The sequence below is a fragment of the Halocalculus aciditolerans genome (genome assembly GCF_014647475.1).
Classification (GTDB): Archaea; Halobacteriota; Halobacteria; order Halobacteriales; family Halobacteriaceae; genus Halocalculus; species Halocalculus aciditolerans.
The window spans coordinates 63,385-81,099 of sequence record NZ_BMPG01000001.1; the positions used below are offsets into that span (position 1 = coordinate 63,385).

Annotated in this window: 15 protein-coding genes; 9 read left to right on the forward strand and 6 right to left on the reverse strand. The window is 68.8% G+C overall.

All coding sequences use genetic code 11. The annotated features are described in order from the left end of the window. Positions 1-67: 67 nt before the first annotated feature. Positions 68-1,540 carry a Cdc6/Cdc18 family protein gene (locus tag IEY26_RS00320; RefSeq protein WP_188974677.1) on the reverse strand — a complete coding sequence of 491 codons (1,473 nt, stop codon included), beginning with the start codon at positions 1,538-1,540 and terminating at the stop codon, positions 68-70. Between the two features lie 1,408 nt (positions 1,541-2,948). Here IEY26_RS00320 and IEY26_RS00325 point away from each other — a divergent pair. The 6 genes from IEY26_RS00325 to IEY26_RS00345 all read left to right on the forward strand — a co-directional run bounded on the left by IEY26_RS00325 (position 2,949) and on the right by IEY26_RS00345 (position 7,306). Continuing rightward, positions 2,949-3,596: a GTP-binding protein gene (locus IEY26_RS00325; protein WP_188974679.1), complete on the forward strand. Its 648-nt coding sequence runs from the start codon at positions 2,949-2,951 to the stop codon at positions 3,594-3,596. Positions 3,597-3,601: 5 nt separating this feature from the next. After that, positions 3,602-3,985 carry a DUF2073 domain-containing protein gene (locus IEY26_RS00330; protein ID WP_188974681.1) on the forward strand — a complete coding sequence of 128 codons (384 nt, stop codon included), beginning with the start codon at positions 3,602-3,604 and terminating at the stop codon, positions 3,983-3,985. Then, positions 3,985-4,680, forward strand: coding sequence for an OapC/ArvC family zinc-ribbon domain-containing protein (locus tag IEY26_RS00335; RefSeq protein ID WP_188974684.1), 696 nt, complete (start codon positions 3,985-3,987; stop codon positions 4,678-4,680). The genes IEY26_RS00330 and IEY26_RS00335 overlap by 1 nt, the downstream gene beginning before the upstream one ends. Positions 4,681-4,793: 113 nt before the next feature. Beyond that, positions 4,794-6,269 carry an MATE family efflux transporter gene (locus IEY26_RS00340; protein ID WP_188974686.1) on the forward strand — a complete coding sequence of 492 codons (1,476 nt, stop codon included), beginning with the start codon at positions 4,794-4,796 and terminating at the stop codon, positions 6,267-6,269. A gap of 171 nt (positions 6,270-6,440) precedes the next feature. Next, entirely contained in the window at positions 6,441-6,521 is an 81-nt protein-coding gene (locus IEY26_RS17820; protein ID WP_449405265.1) for a hypothetical protein, read from the forward strand. 2 nt (positions 6,522-6,523) lie between these two features. After that, positions 6,524-7,306: a DUF7089 family protein gene (locus IEY26_RS00345; RefSeq protein ID WP_188974688.1), complete on the forward strand. Its 783-nt coding sequence runs from the start codon at positions 6,524-6,526 to the stop codon at positions 7,304-7,306. Here IEY26_RS00345 and IEY26_RS00350 read toward each other — a convergent pair whose 3' ends face one another. Then, complete coding sequence (locus IEY26_RS00350) at positions 7,307-7,909, reverse strand: DUF7090 family protein (RefSeq protein ID WP_188974690.1); 603 nt, start codon at positions 7,907-7,909, stop codon at positions 7,307-7,309. A gap of 244 nt (positions 7,910-8,153) precedes the next feature. On the opposite strand from IEY26_RS00350, the gene IEY26_RS00355 reads away from it, so the two are divergent. Continuing rightward, the gene (locus tag IEY26_RS00355; RefSeq protein ID WP_188974692.1) at positions 8,154-8,834 is read left to right on the forward strand and encodes a class I SAM-dependent methyltransferase; all 681 of its coding nucleotides are present in this window, start codon (positions 8,154-8,156) and stop codon (positions 8,832-8,834) included. Positions 8,835-9,038: 204 nt separating this feature from the next. On the opposite strand, the gene IEY26_RS00360 is transcribed toward IEY26_RS00355, so the two are convergent. Next, positions 9,039-10,793, reverse strand: a complete 1,755-nt coding sequence (locus tag IEY26_RS00360) for an ABC transporter permease (protein ID WP_188974694.1) — start codon at positions 10,791-10,793, stop codon at positions 9,039-9,041. 393 nt (positions 10,794-11,186) lie between these two features. Here IEY26_RS00360 and IEY26_RS00365 point away from each other — a divergent pair, with 393 nt between their 5' ends. Beyond that, positions 11,187-12,182, forward strand: a complete 996-nt coding sequence (locus IEY26_RS00365) for an AI-2E family transporter (protein ID WP_188974696.1) — start codon at positions 11,187-11,189, stop codon at positions 12,180-12,182. Between the two features lie 3 nt (positions 12,183-12,185). Here IEY26_RS00365 and IEY26_RS00370 read toward each other — a convergent pair whose 3' ends face one another. Further along, positions 12,186-12,986, reverse strand: a complete 801-nt coding sequence (locus IEY26_RS00370; RefSeq protein ID WP_188974698.1) for a sulfurtransferase — start codon at positions 12,984-12,986, stop codon at positions 12,186-12,188. A 218-nt stretch (positions 12,987-13,204) separates the two neighbouring features. Between IEY26_RS00370 and IEY26_RS00375 the strand changes: the two genes are divergently transcribed. Beyond that, a complete protein-coding gene (locus tag IEY26_RS00375; RefSeq protein WP_188974700.1) occupies positions 13,205-14,071 on the forward strand; it encodes a sulfurtransferase in 867 nt (288 codons plus the stop codon). 226 nt (positions 14,072-14,297) lie between these two features. Here the strand turns inward: IEY26_RS00375 and IEY26_RS00380 are convergent, their stop codons facing one another. Both IEY26_RS00380 and IEY26_RS00385 read right to left on the reverse strand, forming a co-directional pair. Continuing rightward, positions 14,298-15,422: an ORC1-type DNA replication protein gene (locus IEY26_RS00380; RefSeq protein ID WP_188974701.1), complete on the reverse strand. Its 1,125-nt coding sequence runs from the start codon at positions 15,420-15,422 to the stop codon at positions 14,298-14,300. A gap of 244 nt (positions 15,423-15,666) precedes the next feature. After that, complete coding sequence (locus tag IEY26_RS00385; protein WP_188974703.1) at positions 15,667-17,658, reverse strand: MutS-related protein; 1,992 nt, start codon at positions 17,656-17,658, stop codon at positions 15,667-15,669. Positions 17,659-17,715: the final 57 nt, after the last annotated feature.

The window sequence follows — 17,715 nt, forward strand, 5'->3', positions numbered from 1 at the left end:
GCGCGAGAGGGTCCGCGGCGAGAAGCAGTCGGCGGGTCACTCTCCGCGGCGAGAAGCAGTCAGCGAGTCACTCTGAGTCGAAGCGCGCTTGGACGAACGGGGCGACGTTCTCGATGTCGCCGAGCCGGGAGTCGGCCTGGAGGACGGCCTCCGTCTCGTCAATCGGGACAGAGAGGCTGATCTCCTTCGTGCGGCCGTAGCGGCCCTTGGAGACGACGACGGCGTTCACGATGCCGAGCATGTCGAGTTCGCTGATGAGGTCGGTGACGCGGCGCTGGGTCAGGACGTCGGCGTCGATCTCGTCGCAGAGGCGTTTGTAGATGTTGTAGACCTCGCCGGTGTTGATGTTGTGGACGCCGTTGTCCTCCAGCATCATGATGGCGTAGAGGACGAGTTTCGACTGCGTCGGGAGCGTCCGGACGACTTCGACGACGCGGTCGAGTTCGATCTTGTCCTGTGCGCGGCGGACGTGCTCTTCGTTCACCTCGTCCGCCTGGTCGCGCTCTGCGAGCTCGCCCGCGGTGCGGAGGAGGTCGAGCGCCCGGCGGGCGTCCCCGTGTTCTTGCGCCGCGAACGCCGCACAGAGCGGGATGACGTCGTCGGAGAGCGCGTCCGCCTTGAACGCCGTCTCCGAGCGGTGCTGGAGGATGTCCCGGAGCTGGTTCGCGTCGTACGGCGGGAAGACGATCTCCTCCTCGCCGAGCGAGGATTTCACGCGCGGGTCGAGGAAATCCGTGAACTTCAGGTCGTTACTGATACCGATAATGGAAACGCGGGAGTTGGTGAGCTCCGAGTTCATCCGGGAGAGGTTGTAGAGCGTGTCGTCGCCGGATTTCTCGACGAGTTTGTCGATCTCGTCGAGCATGATGACGGCGACCCGCTCGACGTAGTCGACGGCCTCGAAGAACACGGAATAAACGCGGTCGGTCGGCCACCCCGTCATCGGGACTTCCTCCATCTCCGCTCTGTCCTCCTCCCGCTGCTCGATGGCGTTCTCGACTTCGCGCACGCTCGAGAAATCCGTATCGTCGAGGGCGTCTGTGTCGTCGAGCGCGCGCTCGCGGAGGCCTTCGAGTTCCTCGACGCGCTCGCGGATGAACTCGCGGTTCTGGTCGATGAAGGTGTTCGCGAGCTGCGCGAGCACCCGGTACTGGGTGTCCGTCACCTCGCAGTTGATGTACTCGACCTCACAGGGGACGTCGTACTTTCGTGAGGTGTTCTCTAACTCCTGACTGACGTACTTCGCCGACGCCGTCTTCCCCGTCCCCGTCTTCCCGTAGATGAGGATGTTCGACGGCGTCTCCCCGCGGAGCGCGGCGACCAGGATGGTCGCCATGTTGTTGATCTGCTCGTTACGGTGGGGGAGTTCGTGCGGGGTGTAGGACGGCCGGAGGACCTCCTTGTTCTCGAAGATCGGCTCACCGCTGAGGAGGTCGTCGAAGAGCCCGTCGCCTTCGTCCTCCTCGAGGACGTCGTCGATCTCGACCTCGAAGGAGCGGTCTGCGGTCCGCCTGTCTCCCGTCGGGTTATCGTCTGCCATAGCTGAGTGGCGCACCCCCCTGTTTCGACTGGAGTGACCTCCACGGGTCGCAGAACGGGTCGAGAACGCCGAGATACGGCGTTTCGACCGGCCACGAGCGACGGGCGGTGCAGTTGATGCAGGAGAAACAAAGGAAACGGGAGAGACAAATAAGTTTCGATGGTCGAACGGTCGGGCGAGGAGCGACGGCCGCTACGCGCGCGAGCGGTGGGCTAGCGACGACGGAGCCACCGACGACTGAACGACGCCGACCGACGGGTGGCGGTTTCACGTGGAAAGCGGAACGTCGAAAGAGCTCACACGGGGCGGAAGCGTTCGTGACGGACAGAGCGAGGTAAGCAAAGTGAGAGAATGAGCGAGGGATGAGTACACGAGTGCACGTGGGATCGTCGTCGGGGCGTCCTCGAGTCGAACAGAGGGGAAAGTGCGGCGGGCCGAGGACCGCGGGCGCGACCGGCTCCCCGTCGGACCGGTCAGTCGCGACATCGGTGGGACGGGTTCGGAGCCGTTCAGGCCTACTAGTGGACTAGAAGTCGACCCCGCATACCCTAGAGATGTACTAGTACGAATTCCGGCGGACGGAGGACGATTCGACGCGGTTTCGTTCGTCGACGGGCGAGCGTTTCGAGTGGAACGGCTCTCGGAGAACTAGTGACGGTAGGGGGGAGATCGGTTGATTCGGAGTTCCACATGAAACGGATGGGTATGGGGTCGGGGCGGGGCGTACCCCCACACCCCTTCGTTTCAACTGGAACGGAGACAGGCGACGGGTGGGGATTACGAAACCACTCTAGACAGGAAACACCTAAGTAGTAACCAACGCAACCAAACCCGTACTAGAACTAGATGAGATTTCTAGAGGGCGTTCTTGGCTGTACAATTACAACTCTCGCGGGCTGCCGGGGTTCTCCTGTCGGGGCGGGGGGTCCCTCGTGGCCGTTTCCACCCGAAACGAAGGGGTGGGGGTGTCCCGGTCTTGCCGGCCCTCTCGCTCGCATCGACCACCAGCGGCCGTGTTCACGCCTAGCACGACCACTCTCATTCTCGCTCGCTCGCCCATCCGACGACGACCCCCCGGCTTCCTCTCGACGACGCCCGCCCCGCTTTCTCCTCTCAATCCTTCTCCGAACCGTTTCATCACTTCCTCCCACCTCATCCGCCCACTCGGTCAATCGCGATCTCCGCCGCGCCGGACAGCTCGCCCGGGGAGAGCGGGCCTCGACGCCGACGTTGCGCCTTGACGTGGATCGACGCCGCCGTTGCGCCTTGACGTGGATCGATGGGTGTGGTGGCGTATCGGTCGCGAACGTCTGACAAAGCCTTAAGGTCGCCCGCTGGTTCTATCGCAACCAACGTACGCGCCTGCGACAGGCTTACCACGACGTGGGTGCGTATTGGAGTGAAAAGGATGGGACTGCTCGCAGATCTTCGATCGAGTGTGACGAATGTAACGTCGCGGCTCTTCACCGGTGAGTCCGACGAACCGAAACGAATCGGCATCTACGGCCCGCCGAACGCCGGGAAGACGACGCTCGCCAATCGCATCGCGCGCGACTGGACCGGCGACGCGATCGGTCCGGAGAGCCACGTCCCGCACGAGACGCGGCGAGCGCGCCGCAAGGAGAACGTCGAGATCGAACGCGACGGGTCGACGGTCTCCATCGACATCGTCGACACGCCGGGCGTGACGACGAAGGTCGACTACGAGGAGTTCCTCGACCACGGGATGGAGAAAGACGAAGCCGTGAAGCGCTCCCGGGAAGCGACGGAGGGCGTCGCGGAAGCGATGCACTGGCTGCGCGAGGACGTCGACGGCGTCATCTACGTCCTCGACTCGACGACCGACCCGTTCACGCAGGTGAACACGATGCTCATCGGCATCATCGAGAGCCAGGACCTCCCCGTCCTCATCCTCGCGAACAAGACGGACTTGGAGGACTCCAACATCCAGCGCATCCGGAACGCGTTCCCCCAACACGAGACCATCTCCCTCTCGGCGCTCGAAGGCAGCAATATGGACGAAGTCTACGACCGCATCGCGGAGAAATTCGGGTGATCACGATGGCCGAATCAACGAAACAGAACGAGGGCGTGCAACTCGACCTCATCAGGGCGGAGAAACTCGAGAACAAGACGACGATGGAGAAGATCCGCCTCATCCTCGACACCGTCCACAACGGCGATATCGTCGTCCTCGAAAAAGGCCTCACGCCGGACGAGGAGTCGAAGCTCATCGAGGTCACGATGTCGGAGATTAACCCCGACGGCTTCACGGGCATCGAGATCGAGTCGTTCCCGACGTCGAAAGCCCAGGACTCCACGCTCTTCGGCCGCCTCATGGGGAAGGAGGAGGAGACGAAGATGACCGTCATCGGGCCGGCGAACCAGATTCAGTCGCTCCACAAGGACGACACGGTGCTCAGCACGATCATCTCGAACCGCTAATGCCTCACGAGTGCACGAACTGCGGTCACGTCTTCCCCGACGGTTCGAAGGAGATGCTCTCGGGGTGTCCGGACTGCGGCGGGAAGAAGTTCCAGTTCCGTCCCGCGTCCTCGAAGCGCGACGAGGCGGCGTCGGCGGACGAACCGGCCGAGGACGCCGCGCCGGCACGGCCCGCGGCGGCGGACGCGCCGAGCAAGGCCGAACAGCTCCTCGACGAGTCCGGCGACCGCGAGGACGTCGCACAGGCGAGCGCGCGCAGCGAGATGGTTCGCGACGACGACCTCCCGAAACAGGAACAGCGGCCGGCGGACGCCGACGCCGCTGCCGCCGAAACCGCGCCGGACGCGGAGGCCGCGGACGCCGAGCCCGAGTCGGACGCGCCGGACATGGCGTCGCTCCGCGGGCAGCTCGACGATACGGCGAGCGAGGACGCCGGCACCGGCGGCCTCGTCGGGTCGCCCGTCGGGCCTTCCGTTGAGTCGTCCGTCGAGGACTCGGAGCCGGACGCCGCGGAGATGGAGCAGATCCGCGAGGAGCTCAATGCGCAGTTCGAATCCATCAAGGTGCTCGCGCCCGGGCAGTACGAGCTCAACCTCATGGAGCTCTACGACCGCGACGAGTACATCATCGCGCTCCAGCAGAACGGTCGCTACGTCATCGAAGTCCCGGACGGCTGGGACGACAAAGACGAGTGACGCGGCCGGCGAGCAGTCCCTCTCTCTGTCGCTCGACGCGCGGGCGACGTTGTCTTCTCGCGCGGGTTGCCGGAGTCGGAGTACCCTAAGGACGCCCGCGTTTACCCGGTGGTATGTTCGACGCGCTGAGCGAACGCGTCCGACGGGTGCTCGCGCGGTTCCCGGCGGTGCTGGCGCGTCTCGGTCTCGTGGAGCGAGAGAAGGCGGACGAGGCGTTCGACCTCGCGGTGCCGGCGATGGTGACGGGCGGTCTCCGGACGGTGCTGCGGACGTCGGATTTCCTGATGGTGTCGCTGGCGGCGGGGACGTCGGCGGTGGCGGGCCTCGAACTCGGCTTCCAGTACTACTTCATCGCGTTCGGGCTGGCGCTCGCGCTCACCTCGGGCACTATCAGCGTCGTGTCGCGGCTGAAGGGCGCGGGCGACGACGCCGCGGCGGACTTCGCCATCAAGCAGAGCCTCTGGCTCGCGCTCCTCGTCTCCCTGCCGCTGACGGCCGCGACGTGGGTGTACGCGACGCCGCTCGTCGGCCTGCTCACCCCGGACCCGGCGACGGTGCGACAGGGCGCGACCTACCTCCGCATCGTGATGCTCTCCGCGGTCTTCCGGTTCTGGAGCATGATCGCGGCTCGCGCGCTCGCGGGGGCGGGCGACACGAAGACGCCGATGTACGTCCGGCTCGTCACGCTCCCGACGAACCTCCTCCTGAACGCCCTCCTCATCTTCGGGCTCTTCTTCTTCCCGCGACTCGGCATCGCGGGCGCGGCTATCGGGACGACGGTGGCGAACGCCGTCGCGGGCCTCGCGTTCCTCGGCATCCTCCTCTCGGGGCGCTGGAGCGTGACCCTCCCCGTCCGCGGGAAGCAGTGGGATACGGCGGTGGCGGCGGAACTCGTCCGCGTCGCGCTCCCGCTCGCGGGCACGCGGCTGTCACGGACGTTCGGCCGCTTCCCCTTCCTCTTCGTGCTCGGCGTCATCGGGACGGACGTCGTCGCGGCGTACGCCATCGGTCGGCGCGTCATGCTACTCGCGTTGATGCCGGCCTGGGGGTATTCGACCGCCGCGTCGACGCTCGTCGGGCAGGCCGTCGGCGCGGAGCGAGACGAGGAGGCCGCCGACTACGGCTGGCAGACGCTCCGAATCGCGCTCGTCACCCAGCTCCTCGTCGCCGCGGTCATCTTCGTGCTCGCGCGTCCCATCGCCGCGGTGTTCGGGGCGGCGAACGCCGACCTCACCGTGACGTTCATCCGCGTCTTCGGCCTCGGCGTCGCCGGGTTCAGCGTCTCCCGCACGCTCCGCGGCGGCCTCCGCGGCGCGGGCGACACCCGCTGGCCGTTCTACGGCGGCGTCCTCGGCACCTACGTCGTCCGCCTCCCGCTCGCCTTCCTCGCGCTCCCCGTCGGCTTCGTCGTCGCCGCCGGCCCCCTCGGCCCGCTCCCACGCGTCGCCGTCGCGCCCGGCCTCGGCCTCGGACTCGCCGCCGTCTACGCCGCTATCGTCGGCGACATGTACGCTCGCGCGGCCGTGAACTTCGCGCGGTTCGCCTCCGGCGCGTGGAAACACGTCGGCGCGACCCCGACCGCCGACTGACCTCGACCCTGCCTCCGACGACCACTGACTGACGCCGCCCGTGCCTCCGACGACCACTGACTGACGCCGTCTTCCGCGCCGCCGCCCACCGTTCCCGCCACGCCTTGCTCGCCCGCCGCCGGCGACCGCGAACGGCCCGGGTTTAAGGCGTCCGCGTGCACACACCCTGCTATGAGCAAGGCAACGAAGATTGTGCTCGGAACCGTCGGCGTCGCCGCCGTAGCAAGCCTCTTCCTGATGGTCGCCGTCTGAGGGTGTTCGACGAGCGAACACTCCACCCCGAGGTCGAGGCCGTCCGCGACGCGCACGCGCCGGACGCCCTCGTCCTCGACGCGACGAAAGACTTCGAAGCGCTCCCGGAGCCGGCGCTCGACGAGCTCGCGCTCCGCACCGACGCGCTCGACCCCGCCGACTACGACCCCGACTGGGTCCCCGACGAGGGGCCGGCGTTCCTCGACCGGCTCGCCACCCGCGAGCTCACTATCGGCGCGCCCGGCGACGGGAGCGTCGCGTGGACGACGCAGACCACGCCGCCCGTGATACTCGTCAAACCCCGCGTGCAGGGGTCGCCGGAGGGATTCGTGGCGTTCCTCGTCGCGGAGGCGCTCGTGGAAGCCGGCGCGGGCCTCCCCGAGCACTTCCTCGGGTTCTTCCGCGAGCAGTACCCGGACTTCGCGGACGCCGTCCCCGGCGACGCCACTGACACGTACCAGCTCGCCGCCGCCTGCCTCGACGCCTACCGCGGCCTCCACACCCGCGACGTCTTCGAATCGTGGGCGGCGGAGAGCGACTACCCGGTGCTCGCCGAGGCGTGGCGGGACGCCGGCGAGCGCGTCCAGCCGCGCCTCGACGGCCTCGCCCGCGAGGTCGCGCGCGGCTCGACGGGGTTCAGCGACGCCGCGGAACTCGCGTGCAGCGGCGTGAAACACGGCCTCGACGTGCCGACGCCGTTCGGCGCGCTCGACTCCATCGCCTACCGGAACCACGGCGCGGCCTACGCCGTCCGCTGGGCGGCGAAACTCTTCGAGAACGACTAGTCAGTCGTTACAGCGGACGGTGATTTCGCCGTCCGCGCTGAGTTCGACGACGCCCGAGCAGAGCGCCTCGAACGCGTCGAGCGCGGCCTCGTCGTGGACTTCCTCGGAGACGTGGAAGAGGCCGACCGCGTCGTACTCCTCCAGGAGGTCGACGATACGCGCGAGCGCGTCGGTCGCGCGCTCCTCGTCGGCGTAGTACGCGAGCTCCGTGATGGAGTCGAAGCTCACGCGGCGCTTTCCGTCTGTGTTCGCGAGGAAGTCCTCTGTTACTTGGACGATGCCGTCGACGTCCTCGGGTCGGGAGACGTAGCGCACGCCGTCGCCGTTCCGCCGCGAGTAGCCGCGCTCGACCGAGAGCGTGTCGAGAATAGTGGCTTTCGGGCCGTCGTCGCCGCCGAGCGTGGCGACGCCGTAGTGGTCGAGCTTCTGTTCGACTTCCCGGGCCGTCGTCCGCGTCGAGATAACGAGGAGCGCGTCGGTGTCGGTCTTCAGGAAGTCCGTGTCGATGCGGTCCGTCTCGGCCGTGCTCGGGTGGCGGAGCAGGACGGCGGTCCCCCCGGGAACCGCGTCCGGCGCACCCTCGATGGCCAGCCGGTACTCCATACGTTCTGCACCGCCGCGGGCGACTTAATCCTGCGGGGTTCCCGGGGAGAACCGGACGGAATCGGCGACAGCCGCCGCGGTCGCCACACGCTTGCGTCGTTGAGACCGCCGCGGTAACCGGTAGGCCGACGGGGACCGGTAGGCCGACGGGGACCGGTAGGCCGACGGCAACCGGCTGGCCGACGTCGACGTCCGGCGGGCGGAGAGGAGAATCGTTTTCCCCGCCACACTCGTTCGCCCGTGTATGAGTGTTCGCGAAGAGTTCGACGCGTGGGCGGCCGAGGGCCGCGATAAGGGGATGGAGGACCGCCACTGGCACACGGCGAAGCAGGCGCTCGCCCGGATGCCGGTCGAAGCGGGCGACACGGTCCTCGACCTCGGGACGGGGAGCGGGTACGCGACCCGCGCGCTCCGCGAGCGCGACGTCGGACGGGCGTACGGTCTCGACGGCGCGCCCGAGATGGCGCGGAACGCCCGTTCCTACACGGACGACGGGAACGTCGGCTTCGTCGTCGGCGACTTCGGGAGCCTCCCGTTCGCGGACGACAGCATCGACCACGCCTTCTCGATGGAGGCGTTCTACTACTCGGACGACCCCATCGAGACGCTGGAAGAACTCCGCCGCGTCCTCCGGCCGGGCGGGACGTTCTACTGCGCCGTCGACTTCTTCGAGGAGAACACGTACAGCCACGGCTGGCAGGACACCATCGAGGTCGACATGACGCTCTGGAGCAAGCAGGAGTACCGCGACGGCTTCCGCGACGCCGGCTTCTACGTCGCCGAACAGGACAACCTCGCGGACCGCGACGTCGAAATCCCCCCCGCGTCCGAGTTCCCGACCGAGCATTACGACACCCGCGAGGACATGGTCGAACGCTACCGCGTCCTCGGCACGCTCCTCACCGTCGGCGTCGCCCCCGAATAACGCGACGCGAACCCGACGACACCGCGCTTTCGACACCTCTATCTCCGCGCTATCGCGCTCACCGAATCTCACCCGGGAACTTCCAGTCGAACCGCCGGATGGACTGTGCGAACTATCGCGTTATAGCCGTTAAGAGCCGGTGGAATCGAATACGGCCTTCCGGAGGAACTCCGACGAACACCCCTTCGTTTCGCTTGGAGGCGCTTAGAGTTCGATACGACCGCCGAGCCGTTCGACGACGAGGAAGCTGGCGGCGGAGACGACGAGGAGGACGGTGCCCATGGCGGTGGCGGGGCCGAGGTCGGGGCCGGTGCTGCGGTTCCCGAGGTACTGCTCGACGGCGATGGGCATCGTGTAGCTGCCGGGATCCTGCGTGAGGATGATGGTGGCGTCGAACTCGCCGATGCTGATGGCGAACGCGAACGCCGCGCCGGCGACGAGCGCGGGGAGGACGACGGGGAGGGCGACGTCACGGAAGGCTCGCATCCGCCCCGCGCCGAGGGTGCGGGCGACTTCGAGCGTGCGGTCGTCCACGCGGGCGATGGCGGGGGCGACGGTGCGGGCGACGAAGGGGTAGCCGCCGACGGCGTGCGCGAGGACGATGGCGAGCGGGCCGGCGACGACGACGCGGGAGCCGGCGACGTCGACGCCGAAGACGAGGGTGCGGAGGAGGCCGAGGCCGACGATGACGCCGGAGACGGCGAGCGGGGCCATGAGGACCGCGCCGAGGACGCCGCGTCCCCTCCCCTCGCGTTCGGTGACGAGCGCGACGGCGGTGCCGGCGGGGAGCGCGACGGCGGCGGCTCCGACGGCGAAGAGGAGGGAGTTCACGACCGCCGTCGCGGGGTCGGTACGTCCCGGGCCGGCGGTCTGGCTGGCGAGGAAGGCGTAGTTCGAGAGCGTGAACCCGCCCGCGCCGCGGACGCTCGCGTACACCATGCTCGCCATCGGGAGGACGAACATGACGAGGGCGGCGACGGCGACGACGCCGACGGCGAGGCGGCCGCGGTCGGGGCGACCGAGGACGCGGCGGCGCGGCGGCGGGCTGCCCGCCGAGCCCGCCGACTGCCCGCGCTCGTAGCGGATGTAGACGTAGGTGAGCGAGAGAGTGACGACGGCTTCGACGACGGCGAGACCGGCGGCCTCGGTGAGCTTGAGGTTGTTCGCGAGCGCGTAGAGCCAGACTTCGACGGTGGCGAGCCGCAGGCCGCCGAGCGCGAGGACGATGGGGAACGCCATGAAGTTAAAAATGAAGGCGAGGAGGACGCTCGCGCCGAACGCGGGGGCGAGCTGGGGGAGGAGGGCGTCGAGGGCGGCGCGGCGTCGGTTCGCGCCGAGGGTGCGGGCGACGGCGACGGTTCGGTAGTCGGCGGTCTCGTACGCGGCGAGGACGAAGCGCGTGATGAGCGGGGCGTTGTAGAAGGCGAGCGCGAGGACGACGAGCGGGAGGGTGAACGCGAGGTCGAGCGTCGGAAGGCCGGCGGCGGCGAGGAGCGCGTTGATGGTGCCGTGCGTGCCGAAGGAGGCGGTGAAGCCGACGGCGACGAGGATGGCGGGGAGGACGAAGGGGACGACGGTGAGGGAGGTGGCGACGTCGCGGCCGGGGAACTCGTAGCGCGCGAGGACGTAGGCGATGGGGAGGCCGAGCGCGACGGAGGCGAGCGTGCCGAGCGTCGCGATAGTGACGGTGCGCCCGAAGATACCGAAGGCGACCGGGGGGAAGCCGGCGTTCGCCCACGCGCGCAGGCCGGCGGGCACGCCGAGCGGGTCGGCGAACGCGCCGGCGAGCGCGCCGACGTAGAAGGGGTCGGTGAGGACGCCGACGACCGGCGCGAGGAGCGGGCCGTCCTCGGGCGCGACCGCGGACGCGAGGAGCGCGCCGACGGGGTAGTAGAAGAAGACGACGAGCGCCGCGGCGATGGGGAGGCCGACCGCGAGCCGCCACGTCCGCGCCTTCACCGCCCGCCCACCCGTGACATTACCCGGTAATCGCACTCGGTGATACTTCAATCCGCGGAATCAGAAGCCGGCCTCCACACCCCGATTTCGCGGGTCGCCGTCGCCCGCGCGGCGGTGTTCAGCTAAGCGAAAGCCGGCCGGTCAGCCGCCCGCGGGTGGAAATTCGAACGGGGGCGAGCGGTCGTGAGCCGAGCCGTTCACGAGAACGGAGTTCTCGTGAGCCGACCAGAACGCTCCGCGTTCTGGTGACGACGCACGGGTCGCCCGGACAACGCGGGGGTGCTTTCGGAAACGTCGACCTCTCTCCGTCTCACCTGTCTGAATCTGCTCCCCTGAACACTATCCACCCGCGCACCCCGAACGTTCAAGCCCTGACCCGCGCAAGCCACGAGCGTGCCATCTCGCCGCACCGTCACGACCGGCGTCCTCGTCGCCGTCCTCGGCCTCGCCGCGGCCATCCTCGCGGACGTCCTCGCGACCGTGTTCTTCGCCGTCACCGTCGCCGCCCTCCTCATTCCCGTCTACGAGTGGTTCCACGACCGCGGCCTCCCGCCGTGGTGGGCGTCCGCCGCGACGTCCGTGCTCGCGTTCGTCGGCACGCTCGTCCCGCTCACCGTGCTCGCGGGCCTCGTCTACCTCCGCCGCGACCTCTTCGTCGACCTCGCGCAAGCCATCCCCCGCGAGCTCACCATCGCCGTCTCCGGGTTCACCTACACGGTCGACCTCACGCCGTTCCGCGCGGACATCGTCGCCGCCGTCGCCAACCTCGCCTTCGACGTCGCGAGAGCCCTCCCCGTCCTCTCACTCAAACTCACGCTCTTCGCCATCCTCATCTTCGCGCTCGTCATGCACCACGACGACGCCACCGCCGCCTTCATCGCCCCCGTTCCGGCCCGCTACCACGACCTCGTCCGCCGGTTCAGCGACCGCGCGCGCGCCACTCTCTACTCCATCTACGTCCTCCAGGCCGCCACCGCCGCCGCCACCGTCGCCCTCGCCCTCCCCGTCTTCCTCCTCCTCGGCTACCCCTTCCCGTTCACGCTCGCCCTCGTCGCCGGCATCCTCCAGTTCCTCCCCATCGTCGGCCCGAGCCTCCTCGTCGGCGCGCTCGCCGTCTGGAAACTCACCATCGGCGACACGACCGGCGCGGTCGTCCTCCTCGTCGCCGCCGGCGTCCTCGTCGCCTGGCTCCCCGACGTCCTCGTCCGCCCCCGCCTCTCCCGCCGCACCGCCCACCTCCCCGGCAGCCTCTACTACATCGGATTCGTCGGCGGCCTCCTCACCGTCGGCCCCGTCGGCATCATCGCCGGCCCGCTCGTCGTCGCGCTCGCCGCCGAAGCCGCCCAGCTCCTCGCCGCCGAAAACACCGCCCAGCGGACGCTCTCCTAGCTCTTAGTTCCGCTCGGTCGGCCGCCCCGCCGCCTCCCACGCCGTCATACTCCCCTCGAAGAACGCGACGTCCTCGAAGCCCAGCCACCGCAGAACGACGTAGGTGTGACTGATGCGCCGCGCCGTGTTACAGTAGAGGACGATTTCCTCGCCGCGCTCCACGCCCTTCGACGCCAGCACCGCCTCGACGGCCTCGCGCGGTTTCAGCCCGCGCGACTCCTCGTCGACGAGCTCGCGCCAGTCGAGGTTCACCGCGCCCGGCACGTGGCCCTCCGCGTACTCCTCCGGCGACCGCGTGTCCACCACGACCGCGCCCGACTCGACCGCCGCCGCCACCGCCGCCACGTCCACCAGCGGCGTCTCCGCCGGCCGCTCCACCTCGTAGACCGACTCCTCCACCTCGACCGACCCCGACTCCACCGGATGCTCGCGCGTCCACGCCGAGTAATCGCCGTCGAGGAACCGGAGTTCTCCCTCTCGCTCGTGTCCCATCACGAGCGCCGTCACGAGGAAGCGCGCCGCGAACACGCCGTGCGTGTCGTCGTACGCCACCAGCGTATCCGACGGCTCGACGCCCCGCGATTCGAGGAGCGCCCGCCACTCATCCGGGTCCGGGAGCATCCCCTCGCCGCCCTCGCCGTCGGCGTCTACTGCCCGGAACGCGTCGAACGGGATGTTCACCGCGCCCGGTACGTGCCCGATTCCGTCGTACTCCCAGTTGTCTCGCACGTCCACGACGACCACGTCCGGGTCGTCGCGGTGAGCGGCGAGCCACTCCGCGGAGACGACGACGTCTTCGTCCATACACGCGCTTCGTTCCGCCGCGGCTAAACTCTCGGGAACCACGCGCCACCTGTCCGCGGTCCGAGATAGCGGCGGAAATTGCTGACTCCGGCCGCCGTCGGTTCGCTCTCCGCGAGTGGCCCGCGCCACTCCCGGCAATCGTTTCCGGGAGAGGAGACCGTCGGGGAGTCCTGCCCGGGTAGGGGGGAACTAAGGGAGCGCCGCACGAGAACCCGCATATGGTCGAAGACGACTACGCGAACGACGTACTCGTGAGCGCCGACTGGGTGGAAGCCCGACTCGACGACTTCGCGAGCGACGACGACGACCTCCGCCTCGTCGAGGTCGACGTCGACACCGAAGCCTACGACGAAGCCCACGCCCCCGGTGCCATCGGGTTCAACTGGGAGACCCAGCTCCAGGACCAGACGCAGCGCGACATCCTCGAGAAGCAGGACTTCGAAGCGCTCCTCGGCGAACACGGCATCAGCGAGGACTCCACCGTCGTCCTCTACGGCGACAACTCCAACTGGTTCGCCGCCTACACCTACTGGCAGTTCAAGTACTACGGCCACGAAGACGTCAAACTCCTCGACGGCGGTCGCGACTACTGGCTCGAAGAGGGCTACGAGACCACCGACGAGGTCCCCGAGTACTCGAGCGTGAACTACACCGCTCGCGGGCCCTTCGAGGGCATCCGCGCGTACCGCGACGACGTCGAGAAGGCCGTCGACCGCGGCGTTCCGCTCGTCGACGTCCGCTCGCCCGAGGAGTACAGCGGCGAGATCCTCGCGCCCCCCGGACTGCAGGAGACCGCGCAGCGCGGCGGCCACGTCCCCGGCGCGAAGAACGTCTCCTGGGCCGCGACCGTCCAGGACGACGGCCGCTTCAAGTCCAAGGAGGACCTCGCGGACCTCTACGAGGCCGAAGGCGTGACGAACGACCAGGAGGTCGTCGCCTACTGCCGCATCGGCGAGCGCTCCTCCATCGCGTGGTTCGCGCTCCACGAACTCCTCGGCTACGACGACGTCACCAACTACGACGGCTCGTGGACCGAATGGGGCAACCTCGTCGACGCCCCCATCGAGACCGGCAGCGGAGAGTAACGCGGTTCGGAAGGAGCGAGCGAAGCGAGCGACTGAGAACCGCGAGAAGGCGAGCGGCGAGCAGAGCGACACGCGAGCCAGCGCGACACGTCACTCGCGCGAGAACCGCGGGAACGCGAACGGGCCGAAGGCCCGTGAGCGTCCGCGGATCAATCCATCTCTCTCGTTCTTTCACGCCGGATAGCGGCCGCTTCACGATGCTGTCTCGGTGAGAATCCCGCTCTGCTCAGAGTCGTTCGCGGACGGCGTCGGCGTCGTAAGCGAGGCGGAGGGTCCGCGAGCGCCCGCGGCCTTCGAGCTGTTCGTAGTCGGCGTCGATGAGTTCGAGCTGGTCGAGTTTGTTCACGATCTCCGTGTAGCGGGTGTAGCCGAGGCCGGTCTCGTCGCTGAAGGCCTCGTAGACGTCGCCGGCGCGCTTCCCGTCGTGGTCGACGATGACGCGGAGGAGCGACCGCTCGGTGTCGTTCAGGCCGTCGATGCGGCGGGCGAGGTGGATGTGGCGCGCTTCCTCGCTCATCGCCTCGACGTCTTCCGATTCGACGGTCTTGCTCGCGCGGCTCTCCGCGTGCAGGCCGGCGCGGCGGAGGAGGTCGATGCCGACGCGGACGTCGCCCGCGTTCACCGTCACGGACGTCACCTGGTTGAGGACGTCCGAGGGGACTGCGCCCTCGCGGAACCCGACTTTCACGCGTTGCGCGAGGATGTCCCGGAGTTCGTCGTGGCCGTACCGGTTGAAGTAGGCTTCCTCGGGGCGGAACACGGACTGGACGCGGCCGTCGAGCGACTCGATGACGTCGAGGTCGAGGTCGGAGGAGATCGCGATGACCCCGACCTTCGCGCCCGGATGCGCCTCGTGCGCCCGCAAGAGCGAGTAGAGGGCGTCAGACGCCTCGTTCTCGTAGAAGAGGTAGTTCACGTCGTCCAACGCCACCACCAGCACTTCTTCCTCCTCGACGAGGTGGTCGGCGACCTGCCCGAACAGCTTCTTGAAGGAGATCCCCGACGCGGGCGGCTCGTACTCGAAGATGGACTCGAACACCCGCGAGAACACCGCGTATCTGGTCGAATCCACCTGACAGTTCACGCGCACCGTCCGCACCCCGCGCTGCCCGCCGAGCTCCCCGAAGAGCTTCTGCACCGCCGTCGTCTTCCCCGTCCCCGGCGGCCCCCGGACCATCACGTTCAGCGGGCGGTTCCCCCGGACCGCCGGCCGGAGGGCGTACTGGAGGGTCTGAAGCTGCGACTCCCGATGCTGGAACACCTCCGGGACGTAGTCGATCTCGAAGACGTGCTCGTCGCGGAAGACCGTCTCGTCCCACGACAGCATTCCCTCCTCGGGATCGTCAGCCATCGCCTAAACAACGCCCACGCCGCTACTTAAGCCTTCGCGGGATGTTCACCACGGATGACGAAACCGAGACGGAGACGCCGTCACGAAGCCGAACTCGACTCGCGCTTCCGACACCTGCTCTCGGCTCAAAGCCACGACTCACTCCCCTCGCTACCTCCTCCGCGGGCTCCCCGCTCGTCGCCGCCCGGCAACCTCGCGCTCCGTCGAACCTGGTCGGAGCAGAGGTCCTCCCTGCTCGAGGAAGCTACGCTTCCTCGAATTTGTCGAGGAGTCGGTCGTAGAACGCGCCGCGGTCGGCGTCGCCCTCGCCGGTGGCGAGTTTCTCGACGATGAGTTCGGGCGTGGAGCGCGCAAGCAGGTCTTTCTCGGGGGAGCGCTGGACGACGAGGTCGCCGTCTTCGAGGCCGACGGCGCGGATGCCGTCGACGGCGACGTCGTAGTCGGCGGCGTCCCGTATCTCGCCGGCGAGGTGGCTGACGAACACGCCGGACGCGTCGCTCGCGTGGAGTTCTTCGAGGATGCCGGCGATGATTTTCGCGGACGCGCCGGGTTCGGTGATGGATTCGAGTTCGTCGACGAGGACGAGTCTGGTGCGGTCGCCCTCGGTGAGCGCGGCGAAATCCCGGAGGGTCGCTTCGAACGCGCCGGCGTCGAGCGTCCCCTGCGACTTCGCGTAGTAGTGGAGCTCGCGGATTTCCGGAACGCGCGCCGATTCGGCGGGGACGGGCAGCCCCATGTGGCCGAGGACGACGACGAGCGCGACGAGGTCGAGCGTGCTCGTCTTCCCGCCGGAGTTCACACCGGAGAGGAGGGCGACGCCGTCGACGCCGTAGTCGACGGGTTCCACCTCGTCGAAGTCGACGTCGAGGAGGGGGGAGCGGCCGGCGTCGATGTCGAAGCCCGCGCCGCCGCGGTCGGGGAGGACGCAGTCGAAGTCGCGGGCGAAGCGGGCGACGGCGAGTTCGACGTCGCGCTCTAAGGCGTTCCGCACGAGCTCGGCGGCGGGCGCGCGGAGGTCGGCGAGCGTGTCGGCGAGTTCGCGTTTCCGCCGGGCGGCGCGGCGGTCGCGCGCCGCGGTGAGGTTCTCGCGGAGGCGCGCGACGGCGTTCTCGTCGCGCTCTACGGGGTAGGTGGGGTCGTCGTCGAAGGCGTCGCGTGCGACCTCGGCCTCCTCGGGTTTCAGGTCGAGCGCGTCCACCATCGTCTCCCGCGCCGTCTCGACGGCCGCCGTGTACTCTTCTTCGAGTTCGCGCGAGAGCAGTCTGTCCGCGCCCGCGCCCTGCTCGACGAGCGAGAGGAGGTCCGCGCCCTCGATGGTGACGTCGCGCTCCCGGATGGCCTCCCTGAGTGCGTCGTTCGCGGCGCTCTCGCCCATCCCGGCGGCGGCGTCGAGGTCGTCGACGGCGTCCGTGAGCCGGTCGAGCTCGTCGTCGCCGACGACGCTCCCGTCCGGCGCGAGGTCCGCGAGCGCCGCCTCTAGCGCGTCGAGGTCGCAGGGCGCGTCCATCCCCGCCGCGCGATGGACGGCGACGGCGGCCTCTAGGCGCTCCCGGTTCGCCGCGAAGAACGCCAGCGGGCGTTCGGGAACGACGCTCGCCGGGTCGTCGAACGCACCCGGTTCCACGCGCACGTCGCCCTGGACGTCGACGCCCGCGAACGCCTCGTCTATCGCGACGACCGTCGAGTACCCCCGCGCGAGTTCGGCGAGGCCGCGCGCGTCCTCTACGACTTCGACGCTCATCTCCGGGAACGCCTCGCGGGCCTTCGCGTAGCGCTCCGCGTCCTTCGTCGCCAGACACCGGTCGCGAACGCGAACGTCGCCCGGTCGGCGGAGCGGCCGCACGCCTTCGAGCGCCGCCAGCACGGCGTCGTCGGGGTCGCGCGTCATCGCGCCCGCCGAGAACTGCTGGACCTCCTCGATGCGCGAATCCACGCTGCTCGGGTAGAAGGTCTCCACGCGCTTCGCCGCGTAGTCCGTCACCGTCCGCTCTCTGAGGAGGTCGAGGGCGTCGTCGTAGATCTCGCGCGCCCGGTCCGTCGCCAGGAAGCCGCCGGGGTCGTCGTGGCGCGCGCGAATCGCGCCCTGCACGATGCGCGCCGCCCGCCCCTCGCTCACGCCCGGCGCGCCCGCCACCGCCGCGACGTCCTCGCGTTCCAGCGCGCCGGCCGGGTCGTCGAGCTCGCGGAGCGCCGCCGCCGTCTTCTCGCCCACCCCCGGAATCGCCTCCAGTTCCATTCGTTCTCTCCCCTCTACTCCTCCCACGGGGAAAACGGTTCGCGCTCTATCACCGGG

What these genes read in the sequence shown, in the direction of transcription:
- IEY26_RS00325 (WP_188974679.1), top strand. Translation starts at nt 2,949, where the DNA reads ATGGGACTGCTCGCAGATCTTCGATCGAGTGTGACGAATGTAACGTCG.
- IEY26_RS17820 (WP_449405265.1), top strand. Translation starts at nt 6,441, where the DNA reads ATGAGCAAGGCAACGAAGATTGTGCTCGGAACCGTCGGCGTCGCCGCC.
- IEY26_RS00355 (WP_188974692.1), top strand. Translation starts at nt 8,154, where the DNA reads ATGAGTGTTCGCGAAGAGTTCGACGCGTGGGCGGCCGAGGGCCGCGAT.
- IEY26_RS00370 (WP_188974698.1), bottom strand. Translation starts at nt 12,986, where the DNA reads ATGGACGAAGACGTCGTCGTCTCCGCGGAGTGGCTCGCCGCTCACCGC.
- IEY26_RS00385 (WP_188974703.1), bottom strand. Translation starts at nt 17,658, where the DNA reads ATGGAACTGGAGGCGATTCCGGGGGTGGGCGAGAAGACGGCGGCGGCG.
- IEY26_RS00335 (WP_188974684.1), top strand. Translation starts at nt 3,985, where the DNA reads ATGCCTCACGAGTGCACGAACTGCGGTCACGTCTTCCCCGACGGTTCG.
- IEY26_RS00375 (WP_188974700.1), top strand. Translation starts at nt 13,205, where the DNA reads ATGGTCGAAGACGACTACGCGAACGACGTACTCGTGAGCGCCGACTGG.
- IEY26_RS00380 (WP_188974701.1), bottom strand. Translation starts at nt 15,422, where the DNA reads ATGGCTGACGATCCCGAGGAGGGAATGCTGTCGTGGGACGAGACGGTC.
- IEY26_RS00340 (WP_188974686.1), top strand. Translation starts at nt 4,794, where the DNA reads ATGTTCGACGCGCTGAGCGAACGCGTCCGACGGGTGCTCGCGCGGTTC.
- IEY26_RS00350 (WP_188974690.1), bottom strand. Translation starts at nt 7,909, where the DNA reads ATGGAGTACCGGCTGGCCATCGAGGGTGCGCCGGACGCGGTTCCCGGG.
- IEY26_RS00320 (WP_188974677.1), bottom strand. Translation starts at nt 1,540, where the DNA reads ATGGCAGACGATAACCCGACGGGAGACAGGCGGACCGCAGACCGCTCC.
- IEY26_RS00330 (WP_188974681.1), top strand. Translation starts at nt 3,602, where the DNA reads ATGGCCGAATCAACGAAACAGAACGAGGGCGTGCAACTCGACCTCATC.